Origin of the sequence: Amycolatopsis sp., assembly GCF_025464955.1 — a bacterium.
Classification (GTDB): domain Bacteria; phylum Actinomycetota; class Actinomycetes; order Mycobacteriales; family Pseudonocardiaceae; genus Amycolatopsis.
Genome location: NZ_JAODNM010000064.1, coordinates 14360 through 34771, shown reverse-complemented (window position 1 = coordinate 34771; position 20412 = coordinate 14360). Strand labels below are relative to the sequence as shown.

Sequence of the window (20412 nt, the reverse complement as noted above, 5' to 3'; positions counted from 1 at the left end):
CGAGCAGTGTCGTGACGCTCACCGGGCGGCTCGGGGTGGTGGCCCTGGTGGGGGCGCTGGTGGTCGGGTTCGGCGTGCCGTCGTGGGCGGGGATCGCCCTGGTGGCCGCGGTTCTGCTGGCCGCGGTGATCGTCGACCTCGTGTTGGCCGGCGGAGTTCGCGGGCTGGCTTTGGTGCGGTCTGGGGAGACATCGGTTCGCCTCGGCGAGTCCGTCGACGTGACGCTGACACTCGGCAACTCCGGCCGACGCGCGGTGCGCGGGATGCTGCGCGACGCCTGGTCGCCGAGCGCGGGCGCCGAACTGGACCGGCATCCGGTCGCCCTGCCCGCCGGGGAACGCCGAGTCGTCACCACCCGGCTGACCCCGACCCGGCGCGGTGACCGCAGTGCCTTCCGCGTCACCGTGCGCTCGCTCGGCCCGCTGGGCCTGGCCGGGCGTCAGGGCTCGCACACCGTGCCGTGGACGGTCCGCGTGCTGCCGCCGTTCCACAGCCGCAAGCACCTGCCGTCGCGGCTGGCGAAACTGCAGCGGATGGACGGCCGCAACGCCGTGCTGATCCGGGGCCAGGGCACGGAATTCGACTCGTTGCGCGAGTACGTCATCGGCGACGACGTCCGCTCGATCGACTGGCGCGCGTCGGCACGGGCGTCCGACGTCATGGTGCGGACATGGCGGCCGGAGCGCGACCGGCACGTCGTCCTCGTGCTCGACACCGGGCGCGTTTCCGCCGGGCGCGTCGGGGATTCACCGAGGCTCGACGCCGCGCTGGACGCCGCGCTGCTGCTGGCTGTCCTCGCGTCTCGCGCGGGGGACCGGGTCGACCTGATCGCCTACGACCGGCAGGTTCGCGCTTCGGTGACGGGTTCGACCGGGGTGAACCTTCTGCCGTCGCTCGTCACCGCGATGGCGCCGCTGGAACCGTCGCTCATCGAGACCGACGCGCGCGGCATGGTCGCCGAGGTGCTGCGCCGGACCCGCCGGCGGTCGCTGGTGGTGCTGCTCACCGGCCTCGACACCGCGCCGCTGGAGGAAGGCCTGTTCCCCCTGCTGCCGATGTTGACCTCACGGCACAAACTGCTGATCGCGGCCGTCGCAGATCCGCGCGTCGCGGAGATGGCTCACGGCCGTGGTGACGCCGAAGCCGTCTACGGCGCCGCAGCCGCGGAGCGCACCCTCGCCGAGCGTCGCAACGTCACGGCCCGTCTCGGCCGCTACGGCGTCGACGTCGTGGATGCCACGCCGGACGACCTGCCACCCGCGCTCGCCGACCGCTACCTCGCGCTCAAGGCCGCCGGCAAGCTCTGAGCTGGTGAGTGTTTAGGCCGCTTCTAACCAGTCGGAACGCTCACGAGTGGTTCCGGTCGGGGGAAATCGGTCCACCATGGAGTGGATTCGGCCTCGTCCGAACGCCCGCCCGGTTAACTCGCAAGGGGTCGACTTGGAGGGACGGGTTACATGGCGGTGAGGTCGTTGATCGCGGCGTTGGTGGTCGGCTTGCTGGGGGTGACGGCGGCTGCGAACCAGGCAGCCGCGGCCGACCCGGCTGCCGCACCGGTGTACCTGGCCGACGGGGGCGGCGCGGTGTCGCTCGCGGTGGTCGGCGGCAAGCCGCTGCTCGCCGCCGCCCAGGACCCGGCGTCGCAGTGGACGTACGACCAGGCGACCTCGCTGTACAAGAACGTCGCGAGTGGACAGTGCCTCGCCGCGCTCAGCCCGGTCGACGGGCTCACCGTGAAAATGGCCGCCTGCGACCCCAAAGACCGCTACCAGCAATGGAAACGCGGAGCCGGGCAGCCGGGCCTGGTCGTCATCACGAGCGTAGCGACGGACCGGTGCCTGACGGCGGAGGGCACGAGCGTCGGATCGCGGCTCTACCAGGAGGTCTGCACGCTGACCGGGGTCGAGAACTACTGGGCGGCCGGTGAGCGCACCCTGGCCATCGTCGGCGGCAACGGGCAGCGCCTGGTCACGAGCGATCCCGGCGTTCCGTTCGCGGTCAAGGTGATCGGCGTCGACGGCCAGGCGGCGAACGGGGTCAAGGTCAGCTTCTACGTGCGCTCGGCGCGTGCCACGAACCACCTGATCTTCGACGGCGCCGCCGAGACGGCCATCGCCACCACCGGCGCGGACGGCGTCGCGACGAGCCCCAAGCTGAAGCTGTCCGGCCCGGGGGAGTTCGAAATCCGGTTCACCGGCAGCGCGAGTCTCGACGACGGCAACAGCATCGCCTTCGAGGGAACCTGTCTCTGCTAACCCGTTTCCGGCAGTGCGTCGCCGGCGTAGACAGCGTCGACGTCGCCGACCTCGCCGGTTCTGGCGGCGCGCTTGCCGAGCACGAAGACGTAGACCAGGAACGCCACCTCGACGACCACGCCGATGCCGATGCGGGCCCAGGTCGGCAGCCCGGACGGCGTGACGAAGCCCTCGATCATGCCCGACACCAGCAGCACACAGGCGAGCCCGAGCGCGACGACCACCACCGATCGGCCCTGCTCGGCCAGCGCCGCCGCGCGTAACCGGCGGCCGGGGTCGATCACCGTCCAGCCGAGTTTCAGCCCGGTGCCGGCCGCGATGAACACGGCCGTCAGTTCGAGCAGGCCGTGCGGCAGGATCAGGCCGAGGAACACGTCACCGCGCCCGGCCCCGATCATCAGGCCGCCGTCGACGCCGATGTTCGCCGTGTTGCTCCACAGCGCGCCGATCACCGGCAGCCCCAGCAGCACCCCGAGGAACAGGCAGGTGGCCGCGACCCACGCGTTGTTCGTCCAAACGTGCGCGGCGAACGCGCCGGCGGAACCGGTCGAGTAGTAGGTCTCGAACTGCCCACCGGGCGCGGTCAGCGACCGGATCTCGTCCGGCGGCGCGATCGAGGCCTGGACCTGCGGGCTCCGCGCGATCCACGCCGCCATCAGGGCACTCACCGCGACGCAGACCAGCGCGGTCGGCACCCACCAGCGGCGGCTGAGGTAGACGGCGGCGGGAAATCGGCGCGCGAAGAACAGTCCGACTTCGCGCCAGGCGGGGTTGTGCGAGCCGGCCACCGCCGACCGGCCGCGCGCGACCAGCCTCGACAGCCGCGACACCAGTGCCGGGTCCGGCGCGACCGAGCGGACGACCGACAGGTGGGTCGCCGTGCGCTGGTAGAGCGCCACCAGTTCGTCGGCCTCGTCACCGCGCAGCCGCCCGGCGCGCGCGATCAACGCGCCCAGTCGATCCCACTCCGCGCTGTGTGCCGCGACGAACACGTCGACATCCACCCTGACCTCCTCGTTCCAGCGCCAGCGTAGTTGTCCCAAGCCGGCCCGCTCATGGCTTCCGGCCAACTAGTGTTGCAACGTGAACGAAGAGTCCGATCTGGTCACCGGCGAAGCCGTGGTCCTCGAACTGCCCGTCGCCCGGCTCGCCACGCGCGGCCTCGCGATGATGCTCGACGTGCTGGTACAGGGTGCCGTGCTGTTCATCCTGTTCCTGGTGTTGGCGTTCACGATGTCGGGCGCTGACGGTTCGCTGGTGCTGACGATCATCCTGGTCGGGTTCGTGCTGGTGATGGTCGGCTATCCGGTGCTGATGGAGACCCTCACGCGCGGCCGTTCGCTGGGGAAGATGGCGCTCGGCCTGCGGGTCGTCCGCGCCGACGGCGGCCCGATCCGGTTCCGGCAGGCACTGGCGCGCGGGCTCGGCGGGTTTTTCGTGGACTTCTGGGCGCTCGGTTTGCTCGGCGCTGTCGCCGTGGTGGTGTCGATGATTTCTCGCGACGGCAAGCGGGTCGGCGACTACCTGGCCGGCACGGTCGTCATCCGGGAGCGGGTCGGGGTGTCGGAGTCCGTGACGATCCCGATGCCGCCGCCGCTCGCGCACTGGGCGTCGCAGCTCGACCTCACCGGCCTGCCCAACGGCCTCGCGCTGGCCGCGCGCGACTACCTCAGCCGCATGCACCAGCTCCGGCCGGACGCGGCGAACTCACTCGGTTACGGCCTCGCGCAGCAGATCGGGCAGGCGATCGGCGCGCCCATGCCGCCGGGCGCCCCGGTGTGGGCGTACCTCGCGGCCGTCCTGGCGGAACGCCGGGCCCGTGACCAGGCGCGGGTGTTCGGCCCGCCCCCGCAGTCCTATGCCCCGCCGCAGAGTTACCAGCCGCAGAGTTACCAGCCGCAGGTGTCTGTTCCGCCGCAGCCGCCTTCGCCCGCTCCGCAACCACCCGCTCCGCCGCCTCCGCCCGCCGAGAGCCCGTTCACCCCGCCGAGCTAGCTACGCGGCTGGGACAGACGAAGCTGGCGATCGCGCTGCGACGTTCCCTCGGGGCCACAGTGATGGCCTTGATGGTCCTGAGGTGGATTGGGGGTCTTCGGCGTACGACAGTGCAGGGCGGGGACGTCGTGTCGGGTTCCGGTCTACGGCAGCAACGACTGGGGGCTGCCCGGGCGCATCGACTGGCTCAGCGAAACGAAACGTCCCCCGAGTCGCTCGCGCGCGGGCCGCCACTCTGATCGCGGCCGCCGCACTGGCGGTGAACGCCACTGGTGTGGCCCCCCGAGGGGTCTTTCACCGTCCACAGCCGCGCGGTGCTACGAAATGTCGCCGGAGCTGGAGGCCCAGGTGTTGCACTGCTGGGTCCGGTTCGTCTGAGCACCGTGCTGCCACCAGCTCATGGCGTGGGCGTTGCTGCCGTGGTCTCGCACCGGCTGCTGCCCGTCCCCGCGGTCCTCTGAGTTCCATGCCTCGTTGTAGATGTTCCGGTCGACGTCGCCGCCTCGGCCCACAGTGGAACCGAGGAACATGCCGGAGAAACACTGGGCTTGCAGCTCGAGGCGTCGGGAGAGTTCCAGCCCCGGAGCCGAGTCGGTACCCGCGTCGTAGCGCTGCTGCCAGTAGGTGTCGCTAACCCCGGAGAGATTCTGCACGTGGTGGCCGTACTCGTGGGCGAATACGGCGAGGTAGACGCCGGGGTGGGCGCCGTACTGGGCGATTTGCAACCCGGCATACGGCATGTACAGCGTCTCGTCGGTGGAACAGTAGAAAGCTGCGGTGTGGCCGTTGTCGAGGTCGCCGCACGGGCTTGACCAGTTGTTGCCGGACGGGAAGGCGAGTTTCGGCGGGTGGAACGGCAGGTTCGCCTCGGCCAGGGTCTCTGCCCAGACCGCGTTCAAACAGGGGAGCGCGCTCGTGAAGAAGGCTGCCGAGGCCTCCGGGCTGTTGCTCCACCTCGCCAGCGAACACCCCTGGTTCTGCAGGCTCCCGTTGGCGTCGGAGAACAGCGGGTTGGTCGCGAGCGTGTGCGAGGGCTGAGGCCCAGACGGGGTTTCCGGCGCCTCGCTCGTGCTCGTCGGCGTCACCGAGGCGGAGGTGCTCCTGGTGGTGCTCGTCGTCGCGCGACTGGACGTCGTAATGGTCCTGCTCGACGACGTGGGGGAGCTGTACGTCGTCGCGGACGTCGGGTAGCTCTGGTAACCCGCGTCGGCGACATGCGACGTCTTCGGCCCGGACAGCGCGAACGTCGCGATCAACCCGCCGACGACCACGAAGACGCCGATCATCACCACGGCCGTGATGGCGCCCGCGTTGGACTTCTTCGGCGCGTACCCCGCGTAGGCGTACCCCGGCGCGAACCTGGGCGGTGGTCCGAACTGCGCCACTTGGCCGGCGTACGGCGGCATCGGCGGGGCAGGCGGGCCCGGGCGCGGCGGCGGGAGCGGCATCGCGCCGGGCGGCGGCAGCGGGCGGCCACCGCGCGGCGGATGCATCGGTGGCGGCGGTGGCGGCATGGGCGGCCGTCCCCCGGCGAACGGCGGGCCCTGGTTACCGCGCGGGGGCAGTGGCCAGGCTCCCGGTGGCGGCAGCGGCCTCGCACCAGGCGGCGGTGTCCGTGGATCCCAGGGGCCTGATGGTGGCTGGTTCATCAAAAAACGGATCCCCCCGAGTGGTTCTTCCCCCGCTGCCCTCCACTCAGGTGGAGCTTCCGGCATTCCGGTCACCAGCATAAGGGGAGTGCCTTACAGTCCGTGGCGTGTTGACCAAATGGGTGCCCGCCGTGGTGCTGACCGCTTCCGCGCTGCTGACCGGGCTGGCCCCGGAACAGGGCGGCGGGCCGTCGCTGCCGAACAACCCGATCGCGGTGCCGACCCCGGCCCGGCCCGACGGCGCCACCGGGAACTTCGGCCAGGGCGGTGACAATGGCCCCTCGCCCACCGGCCCGGTCGTGGACGTCGCGCTGAAGGTCGATCGCGACGGTGGCCTCTCGGTGACCGAGAAAGTGACGGTCCCAGGTGGGCAGAAGGTGGTCCGCAGCATTCCGGAGCGCGTGCCCGCCTCGGACGGTCAGGACCGCGTCTACACGATCAAGGACCCGAAGGCGACCGGCGCGGGCAGCGTGAGTTCCGGGGAGAACCAGGTCGTCCTCACGGCGCCCGCCGGTCAGACCACTCTGACGTACACAGTGGACGGTTCGGTCGCGGATCTGGCCGGCGCTCAGGAGGTCCGCTGGCAGGTCGCCGGCGGCTGGGACACCAAGCTCGACAGGGTCACCGCGTCGTTCGTCGCGCCGCTGCGGGCCACCCCCACCCAGGACTGCTTCGCCGGTCCGGTCGGTTCGGCCGTGAAGTGCACGCTGTCCGAGGTCGACCACACCGGGATCATCCGCGTCGAGCAGGACGGCCTGGCCGTGGGCCACAGGGTCGACCTAGCGGTCTCCATGCCGCTCGGGACCGTGCCGTCGAACGCCCGGTTCGTGCAGACCGCCACGGTCGCCAACGCGTTTTCGCTGACGCCTGCCGTCGGCATCGGCTTCGCCGTACTCGCCTTGCTTCTCTTGCTGGGCGGCCTCGCGGTGTGGTGGCTGAGACGTCGTGACGCGGCCTCGCCCGTCGGCGTCACTCGCGCGGAAGTCTTGATGCGCGAGAACGGGCACGTCCATTTCGCGTCGCCGGACGGCATTCTGCCCGGGCAGATCGGCACGGTGGTCGACGAGACCGTCGACGTCATCGACATCAGCGCCACCGTCGTCGACCTCGCGGTGCGCAACTACCTGTGGGTTGCGGAAATCCCGGGCGAGTCAGGCTTTCCCGACTGGCAGCTGTCCCGGCGCAACCCGCCCGACGAGCACCTGCGCGAGTTCGAGCGCGCGATCTACGACGCGCTGCTGCCCGACGGAACGCAAGCCGTGCTCCTGTCGCGGTTGCGGGCCTCGGGGTCGCTCGATCTGCGCAAGGTCGCCGACACGATGTACACCGACGTCGTCGCGAAGGGCTGGTTCTCCCGGCGTCCCGACAGCGGCCGGAACCTGGTGACGTGGCTGGGCCTCGCGCTGGCGGTGCTCGGCGTGGTGTCCACAGTGGTCTTGACCTTCACCGCCGGGTACGCGCTGCTGGGAGTCGCGGCGGCGGTCGCCGGCATCGCGCTGGCATTCGGCGCCGGCTGGCTCCCGTCGCGGACCGCGCGCGGACGGGCGCTGGTGAGCCAGGTGCACGGCCTGCTCGCGTACCTCCACACGGCCGCGGTGGGCGAGATTCCCGAGCGTGACAAGGAGATGGTGTTCTCCCGCTCGCTGCCGTACGCCTTGGTGCTGGGCGACGGCGAACGCTGGCTCCGCGCGTTCGTCGGGTTCAACCCGTCGGCGGACGGCTCCGCCGGGCTGTACTGGTTCGGCGGGATGGAGTCCGACACCGACCTCCGCCGGTTCGGGCCGCATTTCACCGCCTTCGTCGCCGCGCTCGACGGCCTGCTCGCCGAGTCGGGGCACCTGCGCTCGATCCGCCCCGAGCCGGTCCCCGCCTGACGTTTAGCCTTACCGCGTGAAAGCCCTGGTCCTCGCGCTGGTGGCGCTGTCCTTATTTGCCCAGCCTGCCGCGGCGCAGGACGCCCCGCCGGTGCCGAACCTGCCCAACAGCGCGGAGATCCAGCTCAAGGTGCAGCGTGACGGCTCGCTGTCGGTCATCGAGGCGGTCTCGGTCCCGACCGGTACGACGATGACCCGGCACGTCCCGCTCAGGGTGTCCGCGCCGGACAACCGCGACCGCATCTTCGGCGTACGCGACGTCGTCATCGAGGGCGCGGGCACCGGGGCGGTGTCGAAAGACCAGTTCACCCTGTACCTCCTCGGCGGGACCTCGATCGTCCGGTACACAGTGGACGGTGCCGTCGATGCGACCGGGCGCGTCTCGTGGGAGCTCGCGGGCGGCTGGGACACTGAGCTGAAGCTCATCCGCGCGTCGTTCGCCGCGCCGCTGATCCCGGACGCCGTCGACTGCGTCGCGGGCCCGTCCGGTTCAACCGTTCCGTGCGGTTCCGCGCAGATCGACCACGCCGGGCTGACCCGGTTCGCCCAGCAGAACCTGCCTGCCGGACAGCGCATGGACATCACGGTCGAGCTGCCGGCCGGGACAGTGCCCGCCGACGCGCGGTCGGTGCCCGCGTCGACGGTGGCCGGCGCGTTCGTCCTCACGACACCGGTCGGCTGGGCGTGGAGCGTCTTCGCCGTCCTCGTGCTACTTGCCGGAGGGTGGCTGTGGTTCGCACGTCGTCGCGCGAACGTCATCGGCAAGCCACAGGCTGTGACGCTGACCACTGGCGAAGGTGAGGACGTCGTGTTCACGTCGCCCGACGGGGTGCTGCCCGGGCAGGTCGGGCTGGTGCTGTCGGGCCGTTCGGACGCCGTCGACCTGGCCGCGACTGTGCTCGACCTGGCCGTCCGGAACTACCTGTGGGTCAGCGAGGCGCCGCAGGAAGGACTGCCCGACTGGCGTCTCGCGCGCCGAAATCCGGCGGACGACCAGCTCAGCGACGTCGAACGGACCGTCTTCGACGCCCTGCTCCCCGAAGGCACCGACACAGTCCTGCTGTCCGAGCTGCGCGGCGCCGGGCTGAGGTTCCAGGCGGAACTCCACGAGGATGTCGTGCGGAGACGTTGGTTTTCCGGGCGCAAGCTCGCGTCGGCGGGTGTCCGGATGATCTTCTACGGCGTCTTTCTCACGGCTCTGCTCGCCTTCACCGTCGGCTACGCCCAGCTCGGCCTGATCGTGGTCGTCGCGGGCGTGCTTCTGGCAGTCGGCGCGCGGGGGATGCCGCAGCTGACACGAAAGGGCAGGTCGCTACGGCAGCGACTGCTCGGCCTGCGTGCCGCACTGCTTGACGTAGACGGCACTGACGGCACTGACGGCACTGACGGCACTGACGCCGCTGACGTGCCCGAACTCGAACGCGGCAGGCTGTTCTCGCGAGCGCTGCCGTACGCGCTCGTGCTCGGAGAATCCCAGCGCTGGGTGGCCGCTTTCGCCGAGTTGAACCGTCCACTCGAGCTCTACTGGTACGACACCGAGGCCGGGGCACCGCGGGCCGGCGAGTTCGCGGCCGCGCTCATCGGGACGTTCGCCGGGACGCGTTCGGGCAGCTCGTTGTCAGGTCGCTCGATCCGGTTCGCGGGTTCCCCGTAGGGTGGACTCATGGCTGTCCCGGAGCTGACTCGATTCACCCTAGACAACGGTTTGCGCGTGGTGCTCGCGCCCGACGCCGGAGCGCCGGTCGTCGGGGTGAGTGTCCACTACGACGTGGGCTTCCGTTCCGAGCCGGAGGGGCGTACGGGCTTCGCCCACCTCTTCGAGCACCTGATGTTCCAGGGCAGTGAAAGCCTGGAGAAACTCGCCCATTTCCGGCATGTGCAGTCCAGTGGTGGGACGTTCAACGGCTCGACGCACCCCGACTACACCGACTACTTCGAGGTCCTCCCGGCCGCCGCGCTCGAGCGTGCGCTGTTCCTCGAAGCGGACAGGATGCGCGCGCCGAAGCTGACGCAGGAGAACCTCTCCAACCAGATCGACGTGGTCAAGGAGGAGATCCGCCTCAACGTGCTGAACCGGCCGTACGGCGGGTTCCCGTGGATCCTGCTGCCGCCGGTGCTCTATCAGACGTTCGCGAACGCCCACAACGGCTACGGCGACTTCGTCGACCTCGAGCAGGCGTCCCTTGACGACTGCGCGGCGTTTTTCGACACCTTCTACGCCCCGGCCAACGCGGTGCTGACCGTCGCCGGAGACTTCACCGTCGAGCGCGCGCGTGAGCTGATCGACCGGCACTTCGGCGATGTCCCGGCCCGCCCGGCCCCGCCGCGCCGGTCGTTCGCCGAGCCCGCGCCCGTCGGCGAGGTGCGCGGCGAGCACACCGATCCGCACGCTCCGATGCCCGCGCTCGCCGTCGGCTACCGCATGCCCGACCCCATCAACGACCTCGACGGCTACCTGGCGAACCTCGTGCTCGCCGGCATCCTCTCGGACGGCGACGGGTCCCGGCTGCAGCAGCGACTGGTGCACCGCGAGCCGCTGGTCACCGACATCGGCGCGGGTGCCGGGCTGTTCGGCCCGTTCGAGGCCCGCGACCCCGACACGTTCTCGATCACCGCCGTGCACACCCCGGACGTCACGCCCGAGCAGGTGCTCGCCGCGATCGACGACGAGCTCGAGAAGCTGGCGTCGACCCCGCCCACCGCCGAGGAGCTGCTGAAGGTGACGGCCCGCTGGGCCGCCAGCCTGCACTCCGAGCACGACAGGCTGGTGTCCCGGACGTTGGCGCTCGGCTCGTTCGAGCTGCTGTACGGCGACGCCGGTTTGGTCTACCAACTGGCCGACCGGATGGCCGCGGTCACCGCGGAGGACGTGGCAGCGGCGGCGAAGGCCCTGCGCCCGGATTCCCGCGCCGTCCTGGTCGTCCACCCCGAGCAGGGAGACAAATAACCCATGACTTCCGCTACCCACCGCACTGCCGAAGAAATCGGCCGCACACCTCAGGGCCCGCGTCCCGTGCCGCCGCTCGGCGAGCAGCGCGCCGCCGCCGACCTGTCCCATGTGGACACGGTCATCGGCAACGGCCTGCGTGTCCTCGCGGTGCGCAAGGCGAACGTGCCGCTGGTCGAGCTCCGCGTGTGGATCCCGTTCGCCGGGGCCGACAAGCTGCACGCGGCCACCGCCGAGGTACTCACCGAGACGATCCTCACCGGCACTGCCCGCCGTGACCGCATCGAGATCGACACCGAGCTCGCGCTCATCGGCGGTGATCTCGGCAGCGGGGTCGACCCCGAACGCCTGATCCTGCACGGCAGCTCACTGTCCAGCGGGCTGCCGACGCTGCTCGACGTGCTGGCGGACTCGCTCACCGGAGCGTCCTATGTGGACGCCGAAGTGGCGAGGGAGTCGGAGCGGCTCGTGGAGCGCATCGCGGTCGCGCGCAGCCAGCCGAGGACGATCGCCCGTGAGGCGCTGCAGAAGCACCGCTACGGCGATCACCCGGTCACCCGCGAGACGCCGCAGGCCGAAGACGTCGCCACCGTCACACCTGAGCAGGTCCGCGCGCTGCACACGGCGTCGGTGCTGCCCCGGGGTTCGACGATCGTGATCGTCGGCGACATCGACCCGCAGACGATCGTCGGGGACGTCGAAAAGGCGTTCAGCGGCTGGGCTTCGGACAAGTCGGCGAACCGGCTGCCCGAGCTGCCCGTGCTGGCCGGCGGTGACGTGCTGCTCGTCCCGAGGTCGGGCGCGGTGCAATCGCAGCTTCGCTTGTCCTCGCAGGGGATCCCGCGCACCGACCCGGGTTACGCCGCGCTGCAGCTGGCGAACCTGGCCTTCGGCGGGTACTTCTCGTCACGGCTGGTCGAGAACATCCGCGAGGACAAGGGTTACACGTACAGCGCGCACTCCGGTTTCGAGACCACGGGCGGCACTGCGACGATCAACATCGAAGCGGACACGGCGAACGAGGCCACCGCGCCGGCGCTGCTCGAGATGCGGTACGAGCTGGGCAGACTCGCCATGGTCCCGCCGACCGACGAGGAGGTCGAGTCGGTCCGGCAATACGCGATCGGTTCGCTGGTGACGTCGACGTCGTCGCAGTCCGGGCTCGCGGCGCAGCTGTCGGCGCTGATCCCGATCGGACTCGGCCTCGAGTGGATCGGTGAGCACTCGACCCGGCTCGCGCAGGTCACCGCGGACGAGGTGGCGCAGGCCGCGCTGGACTTCTTCGCGCCCAAGCGGTTCACCGGTGTTGTCGTCGGCGACGCCGAGCTCCTCGCGCCGAAGCTGACCGCTCTCGGTGACGTCATCGTCGGCGAACCGGGTGTCGGGAAGTCATGAGTTCGCCGTTCCAGCTCGACTCGCTCCCCACCTTGTCGCGGTCCACTGTGGACCGACAGGAAGCCTTGCGCAGCAACCCGGAGCGGCTGCTGACGCGCTGGCCGAACGCGCGCGTGGTGCTGCTCGACGACACCGGGCGGACGCCCGTCCGCGAGGGCGAGTCCTCGCTGGCGACGCGCAAGGCGCTCGGTTTCGGCGACGAGCCGCCCGCGGACGCGGTGTTCCTCGGCGAGTTCGAGGGCGTCGACTACTGGTCGCTGCCGGGTAGCCCGGAGGGTGACCCGGTGACCGTGCGCATGCAGGGCAGCTGGGGCATCGTCGAGGAAGTACCGCGCGTCGACGGCGAGATCTGGGTCGAGTTGCGCGGTTACGGCGACAGACTGGACGACACGTCGGCTGGGCTGTTCACCACCGCGCAGGCGCTGCGGAACTGGCGGCGGCAGGCGCGGTTCTGCACCCGCGACGGCAGCCCGACGCACCTGACCCAGTTCGGCTGGGCCAGCAAGTGCGAGAAGTGCGAACGTGAGGAGTACCCGCGCACCGACGGCGCGGTGATCTGCCTGGTGCACGACGATTCCGGCGTCAACGGCGAGCATGTGCTGCTCGCGCGTCAGCCGGTGTGGCCGCCGGGGCGCTATTCGGTGCTCGCCGGGTTCGTCGAAGCGGGGGAGTCGCTCGAAGGTTGCGTCCAGCGGGAGATCCTCGAAGAGGTCGGCATCGACGTCCACGGGATCCGCTACCTGGGCAGCCAGCCGTGGCCGTTTCCCCGGTCGATCATGCTGGGCTTCACCGCCCGCGCCGACATGTCGGCGACGCTGATCCCCGCCGACGGCGAGATCGAGGAAGCGCTGTGGGTGTCGCGCGCCGAAGTCCGCGCCGCGTTCGCCAACAGCGAGGTCCGCGACGCCGACGGCGAGCTCATCCCCACCCCGATCGCCGGCGGCACCCGCACGATGATCCTGCCCGGCAACTCCTCCATCGCCCGCGTCATGCTCGACGCCTGGTCCCACGCCGAACCGTAAGTACCCACGAGTTTGCGTCCCGTGCACACGAGTTTGCGCCCTGTGCACGCGAGTCCCACATTCGCGCCCGGGTAGGTGGCTGTCCGGGCTCGGTTCGAACGTGGGACTCGGGCGGTTGAGTGAGGAACTCGCGGGCGCTGAGTGTGGGGCTCGTGCGCGTGAGTGGGGGACTCGCGTGCGAGGAGAACGAGGGCGGTCGGCAAACTGGGCGTTGACGGACGTGGTCGGGGTTACTACAGTTCCCGAAATCGTCTGTAAAGTTCCCTAATAAAGTCTGGAGCACCGCGTGCGAGCCGGAAGCCCCCGAATGCTGCGTGAGCTCAACGATCGCGCCGCGATCGATGCGCTCCTGCGGGCCGGGGCGCTCACCCGTGGGGAGCTCGAGACGTCGATCGGCCTGTCGAAGCCCGCTACCGCACAGCTCCTCACGCGGCTGGAGCTCGACGGGGTCGTGTGCAAGGCAGGCGTCCGCGATGACGGACGGCGTGGCCCGCGCGCCCAGCTTTGGGCGGTCACCGGCAAGTTGGCGTACGTCGCCGCGGTCGACCTCACGCCGCAGGCGGCCGACTTCGTGGTCTCCGACGTCGCCGGCACCGTGCTCGCCGAACACCGCGTCCGCCTGCCCGTCGAGTCCGGCGCCGACGTCGTCGGCTCCTTCGGCGAGGCCCTCGACCTGGTAGTCGGCGAGGCCGGCTTGAGCCGGGCCGACCTACGCCACGTCGTGATCGGCGCCCAGGGCGCACTCGACCCGCGCACCGGCCACCTCGAATCGGCGCCGCACGTGCCCGGCTGGACGGGGTTCGATCTGCCCGGCAGGCTCAGCACCGAGCTGGACCTCGAAGTGACCATCGAAAACGACGTCAACCTCGTCGCGATCGAGGAGATGACCGTCGGCCGCGCTGCCGAGATCGACGACTTCGTCCTGGTGTGGCTCAGCGAAGGCGTTGGCGGTGCGGTGGTCGTCGGGCGCCGGTTGCTGCGCGGCGCGTCCGGTGGCGGCGGGGAGATCGACTGGATGCGTGTCCCCGATCCCGCGTCCGTCCACACCGTGAGCAGCCGCGGCAATGCTCGCGACGGCGCGCGGTTCGGCGAGCTCGTCGACTCGCCCGCGATCGTCGTCCTGGCGGCCGCCCATGGCATCACCGCGGACACCGGCTGGGCGGCTGTCCGCAAAGCACAGTCGGCCGGGAAGTCCGGTGAAAGCTTCCTCGACGATCTCGCGCGCCGTGTCGCCACGGGGGTCGCCAGCATCGTCAGTGTCGTCGACCCGGAGCTCGTGCTGCTGTGCGGCGAGGTCAGCCGCGCCGGCGGCGACGAGTTCGCCGCGCGGGTCACCGCGCGGTTGCAGGACCTCGTGCTGCCGCGCACCCCGGTCGGCCTCGCTTCGGTGCAGGGCAACGCCGTTCGCGCGGGCGCCCTGCAATCCGCCCTCGCCGTCGTCCGCGAGGATCTGTTCGGTCTGGTCCCGGTGATCAGGCAAGTGCTTCCCGGGTCGCGCAGACCAGGGGAGGGAACGTCCGGTGCTCGGCCGGCGGTCCCGATTTCGCAGTCCGCTCCACCATCCCCCGCCGGCGCCTGAGACGGCTACCCGGGTGGCTTTCGTGTCACCCACCTGAAAAGGCGCTCCAAACGCCGGAACGAGCTCGATGTTCCGGGGTCGATACCACCTACCAGGAGGAGGGTCATGCGCTCCACGACCCGGGTTAGACGAAGCGGCCGCCGCTGGCGCGGTTCGCTCGTGATCTCAATGGCCGCGGCCTTGCTGCTTTCCGCTTGCGGCGCCGCGGCAAGCGGGCCGGCCTCGAGCGGGCCCGCTGCCGCACCAGGGAAAGACGACAAGCTCACCCTGACCGTCTACAGCAAATTCACCGCGCGCGAGTACGACATCGTGACGAAAGCGCTGAACACGCTCAAAACGAAGTACCCCAACATCGAAATCAAGCACGAAGGCAACCAGGACGACGACAAGCTGACGCAGTCGATCCGCGGTGGAAACCCGCCGGACGTCGCGATTTCCTTCTACACCGACAATCTCGGCGCCTGGTGCTCCACCGGGAGCTTCCAGGACCTGCAGCCCTATATCGACCGTGACAAGGTCGACCTGAAGCAGATCCCCGACGCGGTACGCAGCTACACCGAATACCAGGGCAAGCGGTGTGCGATGCCGATGCTCGCCGACGTTTACGGCTTTTACTACAACAAGGACATGTTCGCCGCGGCCGGCGTCAGCTCGCCGCCGAAGACGATGTCCGAGCTGCTCGAAGACACCAAGAAGATGACCCAGTTCAACCCGGACGGCTCGATCAAGGTCGCCGGCTTCATGCCGTCGATGCCGTTCTACGCCAACAAGGCCGAGATCTGGGCGCCCAGCTTCGGCGCCACCTGGCTCGGCCCGGACGGCAAGTCGGACCTCGCGGACAGTCCTCAGTGGAAGGACATGTTCGAGTTCCAGAAGAAGCTCATCGACTTCTACGGGCACGACAAGATCGAGAAGTTCAAGTCCGGCCTCGGTGACGAATACTCGGCCGATCAGGGCTTCCAGGCCGGCAAGATCGCGATGGCGTACGACGGTGAATACCGCACGGCGTTCATCAAGGACCAGACGCCGAAGGTCAACTTCGGCACCGCGCCACCGCCGGTCGCCGACAGCGCGCCCGACCGCTACGGCACCGGGTTCACGACCGGCACGATCATCGCCATTCCCAAGGGCGCCAAGAACCCGGGCGCCGCTTGGGAACTGATCAAGCAGATGTCGCTGGACACCGACAACCTGGTGCAGATGGCGAACGGCCTGAAGAACGTGCCGAGCACGTTGGCTTCGCTGACCGACCCGAGGCTGGAGGTCGATCCCCAGTTCAAGACCTTCCTCGACATGTACTCGGGCGGGAAGTTGCTGCCCAACCCGTCCACGCCGATCGGTGACGCGCATCTCAAGGCTGTCAACGACTTCGCCGAGAAATGGCAGGCAGGATCGGTACCGGATCTGACCGAAGGCCTCAAAAAGGTCGACGCCCAGATCAACGACGCACTGGCACAGAAGACCGGTTAGGCCATGACCGCCACCTTGACCTCCAAGGCGGCCAAGACCTCGCCCGCACCCTCCCGGGTGCGGGCGAGGTCCGGGGCCCGCCGGCGGACCGTGCTCTTCTTCATGGCGCCCGCGCTCATCGGCTTCCTCATCTTCTTCGCCTACCCGCTGATCGCGACGCTCTACTACTCCTTCACCAAGTACGATCTCATCAACCCTCCACAGTGGATCGGTTTCGGCAACTACGTCCGGATGTTCACTTCGGAACCGCTGGTCGGCACGGCCGCGTACAACACGCTGTGGCTCGTGATCGTGCTGACCGTGTGCCGGGTACTGTTCTCCCTCGGGGTGGCTTCGGTGATCTCCCGGCTCAAGCGCGGGATCGGCCTGATCCGGACCCTGTGCTACCTGCCGGCGCTGGCTCCGCCGGCTGCCGCGACACTGGCTTTCGTCTTCCTGTTCAACCCCGAATTCGGCCCCGTCAACCGGATCCTGAAGTTCTTCGGGATCGACGGCGGCCTGTGGTTCAACGATCCTTCGATGGCCAAGCCCGCGTTGACCCTGTTGGTGATGTGGGGCTCCGGCGAGCTGATGATCATCATTCTGGCGGCCCTGCTCGACGTGCCGCAGGAACTGCACGAAGCCGCGTCGCTGGACGGCGCCGGCCCGATCCGGCGGTTCTGGCACATCACCTTGCCGTCCATCTCGCCGGTGCTGATCTTCGGCGTGGTCAACTCGATCATCTTCGCGTTGCAGTTCTTCACCCAAGCCGTCGTCGCGGGTTCCGCGGCGGCCGGCAGCGCCGACGTCGCCGGGAACACCAAGTACATCGGTGCTCCGGAGAACTCGACGCTGACCTATCCGGTTTGGCTCTACGTACAGGGTTTCCGGTACTTCAACATGGGGTACGCGGCGGCGATGGCCGTACTGCTGTTCATCGTCTCGTTCGGGTTCACCGCCATTCTCGTCCGGCAGTTGCGCAAGGCTTCACACCAGGAGGAGGGCCCATGACCGCGGTGCTCGAAACCCGGAAGAGCCCGGACCAGGGGCCGCCGATCGTCCGGCGTAAACGGGCTTGGGACAAGCGGCTCTATTGGATCGCGACGCACAGCCTGGGCATTGTGCTCGGGGCGTTGTTCACCATGCCGCTGCTGTTCGTCTTCCTGACCGCGGTGATGAAGAACGACCAGGCGATGTCGTCGAGCCTGTGGCCGTCCGAGTGGCATTTCGAGAACTTCATCGAGGTGTTCAAGCGGTCGCCGCTGCTGGAGTACCTGACCAACAGTCTCACCTATTCCGTACTGGCGACACTCGGCGCGCTGCTTTCGGCGATTCCCGCCGCGTACGCACTCGCCAAACTTCGTTTTCGCGGGCAGACGTTCTTCTTCATGCTGACCGTCGCCGCGATGATGTTGCCGCCTCAGGTGACCATCGTCCCGCTGTACGACCTCTGGGTGCGGCTGGGACTCACCGGGACCCTGGTTCCGCTGATCGCGCCGTACTTCTTCTTCGACGCCTTCAGTGTTTTCCTGCTGCGGCAGTTCTTCCTGACCATTCCGAAGGAGTACCTCGAGGCCGCGAAGGTCGACGGGTGCACGGAGTTCCGGGCGATGACCAGGGTGCTCATCCCGATGGCCAAACCGGGGATCGCGGCCACCGCGATGTTCTGCTTCCTGTTCACCTGGAACGACTACTTCGGCCCGCTGCTCTACACCGGGGAAAACCAGGACAACTGGCCGCTTTCACTCGCCATCGCGTCCTTCCGCGGGATGCACCATGTCGAGTGGAACCTGACCATGGCGGCCACCGCGCTGATCATGGCGCCGGTGATCGTGCTGTTCATCTTTGCCCAGAAATCTTTTGTCAAGGGCATTACATTCACGGGGGTAAAAGGATGAAGCTCACCGTTGTCGGTGGGGGATCGACGTACACCCCGGAGTTGATCGACGGCATCGCCGGCCGCCGGTCCACTTTGGACGTCGACGAGATCGTGCTGGTCGACCCGGACGAGCACCGGCTCGCCGTCGTGGGGCCGTTCGGGCAGCGCCTGCTCGACGTGGCCGGGCATCCGGCCCGGATCCGCACCACGACGAGCCTGGAGGACGGGGTCGACGGCGCGTCGGCCGTGCTCCTGCAGCTGCGGGTCGGCGGGCAGAAGGCACGTCGTTCGGATGAGACGTTCCCGCACGTCTGCGGTTGCCTCGGCCAGGAAACCACGGGTGCCGGCGGGCTCGCGAAGGCGTTGCGCACGGTGCCGGTGGTCCTCGACATCGCCGAGCGGGTACGGAAAATCGCCGGCGACGACACCTGGATCGTCAACTTCACCAACCCCGTCGGCATCGTCACTCGCGCGCTGCTGAACGAAGGCCACCGTGCCGTCGGGCTGTGCAACGTCGCGATCCACCTGCAGCGCACGTTCGCCGCGATGCTCGACGTCGGTGTCGACGACGTCAAGCTGGAGCACACTGGTCTGAACCACCTCAGCTGGGAACGGCAGGTGCTCGTCGACGGCGTCGACCGGCTGCCCGAGCTGCTGGAGGTGCACGGCGAAGCAATCGCCGAGCAGATCAGCGCGCCGGTCGAGTGGATGCGGCGGATGCGTGTCGTGCCGTCGTACTACCTCAAGTACTACTACGCGCACGACAAGACCGTCGAAAAGCAGCGGACCGAACGTCCACGCGCGGAAGTCGTCAGCGATCTCGAGGAGGAGCTTCTCAAGGTCTACGCCGACCCGGAGGTCAACAGCAAGCCCGAGCAGCTCGCGCAACGCGGCGGCGCGTTCTACTCCGAAGCCGCCGTTCAGCTGGTGCACGCGTTGACCGCGGGCGGTCCGGCGGAGGAGCACGTGGTGAACGTGCGCAACAACGGCACGATGCCGTTCCTGCCCGATGACGCCGTCATCGAGGTTCCCTCCACTGTGGACGCCAAGGGCGCGGTGGCGCTGCCGGTGCGTCCCGTCGAGCCGCTGTTCGCCGGGCTGATCGCGAACGTGACGGCGTACGAGAACCTCGCGCTGGACGCCGCGTTGCGCGGCGGACGGGACAGGGTCGCCGACGCCCTGCTCGCGCATCCGCTGATCGGTCAATACGCTCAGGCGGACCAGCTCGCGGACACGCTCGTCGCGGCCAACCGGCAGTTCCTGCCCTGGGCCGGGGAATGACCGCAGAGCCCGACGAGGTTGTGGTCGCCATCGACGGCGGCAACAGCAAGACCGACGTCCTCCTCGTCGACGCGGCGGGCACCGTGCTGGGCAGTTCGCGCGGGCCGGGCGTGTCGCCGCAGAGCGTCGGCGTCGACACGTGTGTGCGGGCGTTGGAGGGCCTGGTCGTGGAGGCGCTCGAAGCGGGCGGGCGGGCGGCTGTCAAACCGTTCGGCGCGCACACCTCGGCATACCTGGCCGGGCTCGACCTACCCGAGGAGGAGGAGATCCTGTCCGCCGCACTCGGGGCCAGGGGGTGGACGCGCTCGCTGACCGTCGGCAACGACACGTTCGCCCTGCTGCGCGCGGGCAGCTCCGACGGAACCGGCGTGGCCGTTGTGTGCGGCGCCGGGATCAACGCCGTCGGTGTCGGCAAAGACGGCCGGGTGCACCGGTTTCCCGCGCTGGGCAAGATCTCCGGTGACTGGGGCGGCGGCCTCGGGCTCGGCGAGGAGGCGTTGTGGTGGGCGGCCCGCGCCGAAGACGGCCGTGGCCCCCACACTGCGTTGCAGGAGGCGGTCGCGGCGCGGTTCGACGCCGCGTCCGTGGTCGAAGTCGTGCAGCGGCTGCATTTCGAGAAGCTCCCGCGTGGTGCGCTGCACACGTTGTGCCCCTTGCTGTTCGACGTCGCCGACGCCGGCGATGAGGTGGCGCGCGCGGTCGTCGAACGGTTCATCGAGGAGATCTGCGTGCTGGTCGCGGTCATCCTCCGAGGGCTCGCGCTGACCGAGGCCGCGCCGGAGGTGATCCTCGGCGGCGGGGTGCTGGTCGGCGTCGATGCCTGGGTCATCGCGGAGATCGAGAGCCGATGCCTCAAGGTGGCGCCACGCGCTGTCGTCCGGGTCGTGGACGTCGCCCCGGTCGTCGGCGCCGCCCTGTACGGCCTGGACACCCTCGGCGCCACCGAAGACGCCAAAGCCCGCCTCCGCTCCGCCACTCGGCTCGCCCAGGCAACGGGCGAGCAGCCACGATGAAGGCCGGAGCGCGAGGGGTGGACGAACTCTGGCGGCCGGTCAGGGAGACCGGCCGCCAGAGGTTTTGACCTTCG

At 69.4% G+C, this 20412-nt stretch carries 16 protein-coding genes; 14 read left to right on the top strand and 2 right to left on the bottom strand.

Annotated features, from left to right (window positions below; all coding sequences use genetic code 11):
• Positions 1–11: 11 nt before the first annotated feature.
• Both JWQ81_RS14360 and JWQ81_RS14355 read left to right on the top strand, forming a co-directional pair.
• Positions 12–1307, top strand: a complete 1296-nt coding sequence (locus tag JWQ81_RS14360) for a DUF58 domain-containing protein (RefSeq protein WP_297541578.1) — start codon at positions 12–14, stop codon at positions 1305–1307.
• Positions 1308–1457: 150 nt separating this feature from the next.
• On the top strand, positions 1458–2255 hold the full coding sequence (locus JWQ81_RS14355) for a hypothetical protein (protein ID WP_297541576.1): 798 nt from the start codon (positions 1458–1460) through the stop codon (positions 2253–2255).
• Here the strand turns inward: JWQ81_RS14355 and JWQ81_RS14350 are convergent.
• Positions 2252–3259 carry a stage II sporulation protein M gene (locus JWQ81_RS14350; protein ID WP_297541574.1) on the bottom strand — a complete coding sequence of 336 codons (1008 nt, stop codon included), beginning with the start codon at positions 3257–3259 and terminating at the stop codon, positions 2252–2254. The two genes, JWQ81_RS14355 and JWQ81_RS14350, sit on opposite strands and share 4 nt — an antisense overlap.
• A gap of 79 nt (positions 3260–3338) precedes the next feature.
• Between JWQ81_RS14350 and JWQ81_RS14345 the strand changes: the two genes are divergently transcribed.
• Entirely contained in the window at positions 3339–4250 is a 912-nt protein-coding gene (locus JWQ81_RS14345; RefSeq protein WP_297541572.1) for an RDD family protein, read from the top strand.
• Positions 4251–4567: 317 nt separating this feature from the next.
• Here JWQ81_RS14345 and JWQ81_RS14340 read toward each other — a convergent pair whose 3' ends face one another.
• Positions 4568–5764, bottom strand: a complete 1197-nt coding sequence (locus JWQ81_RS14340) for a neutral zinc metallopeptidase (protein ID WP_297541571.1) — start codon at positions 5762–5764, stop codon at positions 4568–4570.
• Between the two features lie 242 nt (positions 5765–6006).
• On the opposite strand from JWQ81_RS14340, the gene JWQ81_RS14335 reads away from it, so the two are divergent.
• The 11 genes from JWQ81_RS14335 to JWQ81_RS14285 all read left to right on the top strand — a co-directional run bounded on the left by JWQ81_RS14335 (position 6007) and on the right by JWQ81_RS14285 (position 20338).
• Positions 6007–7773, top strand: a complete 1767-nt coding sequence (locus tag JWQ81_RS14335; RefSeq protein WP_297541568.1) for a DUF2207 domain-containing protein — start codon at positions 6007–6009, stop codon at positions 7771–7773.
• Between the two features lie 16 nt (positions 7774–7789).
• Positions 7790–9427 carry a DUF2207 domain-containing protein gene (locus tag JWQ81_RS14330; RefSeq protein WP_297541566.1) on the top strand — a complete coding sequence of 546 codons (1638 nt, stop codon included), beginning with the start codon at positions 7790–7792 and terminating at the stop codon, positions 9425–9427.
• A gap of 9 nt (positions 9428–9436) precedes the next feature.
• Positions 9437–10720 (top strand): pitrilysin family protein, encoded by a 1284-nt coding sequence (locus JWQ81_RS14325; RefSeq protein ID WP_297541564.1) that lies wholly within the window; start codon positions 9437–9439, stop codon positions 10718–10720.
• 3 nt (positions 10721–10723) lie between these two features.
• Positions 10724–12115 carry a pitrilysin family protein gene (locus JWQ81_RS14320; protein ID WP_297541562.1) on the top strand — a complete coding sequence of 464 codons (1392 nt, stop codon included), beginning with the start codon at positions 10724–10726 and terminating at the stop codon, positions 12113–12115.
• Positions 12112–13137, top strand: a complete 1026-nt coding sequence (nudC, locus tag JWQ81_RS14315; RefSeq protein ID WP_297541560.1) for an NAD(+) diphosphatase — start codon at positions 12112–12114, stop codon at positions 13135–13137. The genes JWQ81_RS14320 and nudC overlap by 4 nt, the downstream gene beginning before the upstream one ends.
• 307 nt (positions 13138–13444) lie before the next feature.
• Positions 13445–14716, top strand: a complete 1272-nt coding sequence (locus tag JWQ81_RS14310; RefSeq protein ID WP_297541689.1) for an ROK family transcriptional regulator — start codon at positions 13445–13447, stop codon at positions 14714–14716.
• A gap of 105 nt (positions 14717–14821) precedes the next feature.
• Positions 14822–16186, top strand: a complete 1365-nt coding sequence (locus JWQ81_RS14305; RefSeq protein ID WP_297541558.1) for an ABC transporter substrate-binding protein — start codon at positions 14822–14824, stop codon at positions 16184–16186.
• 3 nt (positions 16187–16189) lie between these two features.
• Positions 16190–17176: a carbohydrate ABC transporter permease gene (locus tag JWQ81_RS14300; protein WP_297541556.1), complete on the top strand. Its 987-nt coding sequence runs from the start codon at positions 16190–16192 to the stop codon at positions 17174–17176.
• The gene (locus tag JWQ81_RS14295; RefSeq protein ID WP_297541554.1) at positions 17173–18063 is read left to right on the top strand and encodes a carbohydrate ABC transporter permease; all 891 of its coding nucleotides are present in this window, start codon (positions 17173–17175) and stop codon (positions 18061–18063) included. The genes JWQ81_RS14300 and JWQ81_RS14295 overlap by 4 nt, the downstream gene beginning before the upstream one ends.
• Positions 18060–19325, top strand: a complete 1266-nt coding sequence (locus JWQ81_RS14290) for a 6-phospho-beta-glucosidase (RefSeq protein WP_297541552.1) — start codon at positions 18060–18062, stop codon at positions 19323–19325. Before JWQ81_RS14295 ends, JWQ81_RS14290 begins: the two co-directional genes overlap by 4 nt.
• Complete coding sequence (locus tag JWQ81_RS14285; RefSeq protein ID WP_297541550.1) at positions 19322–20338, top strand: N-acetylglucosamine kinase; 1017 nt, start codon at positions 19322–19324, stop codon at positions 20336–20338. Before JWQ81_RS14290 ends, JWQ81_RS14285 begins: the two co-directional genes overlap by 4 nt.
• The last annotated feature ends 74 nt before the right edge of the window (positions 20339–20412 follow it).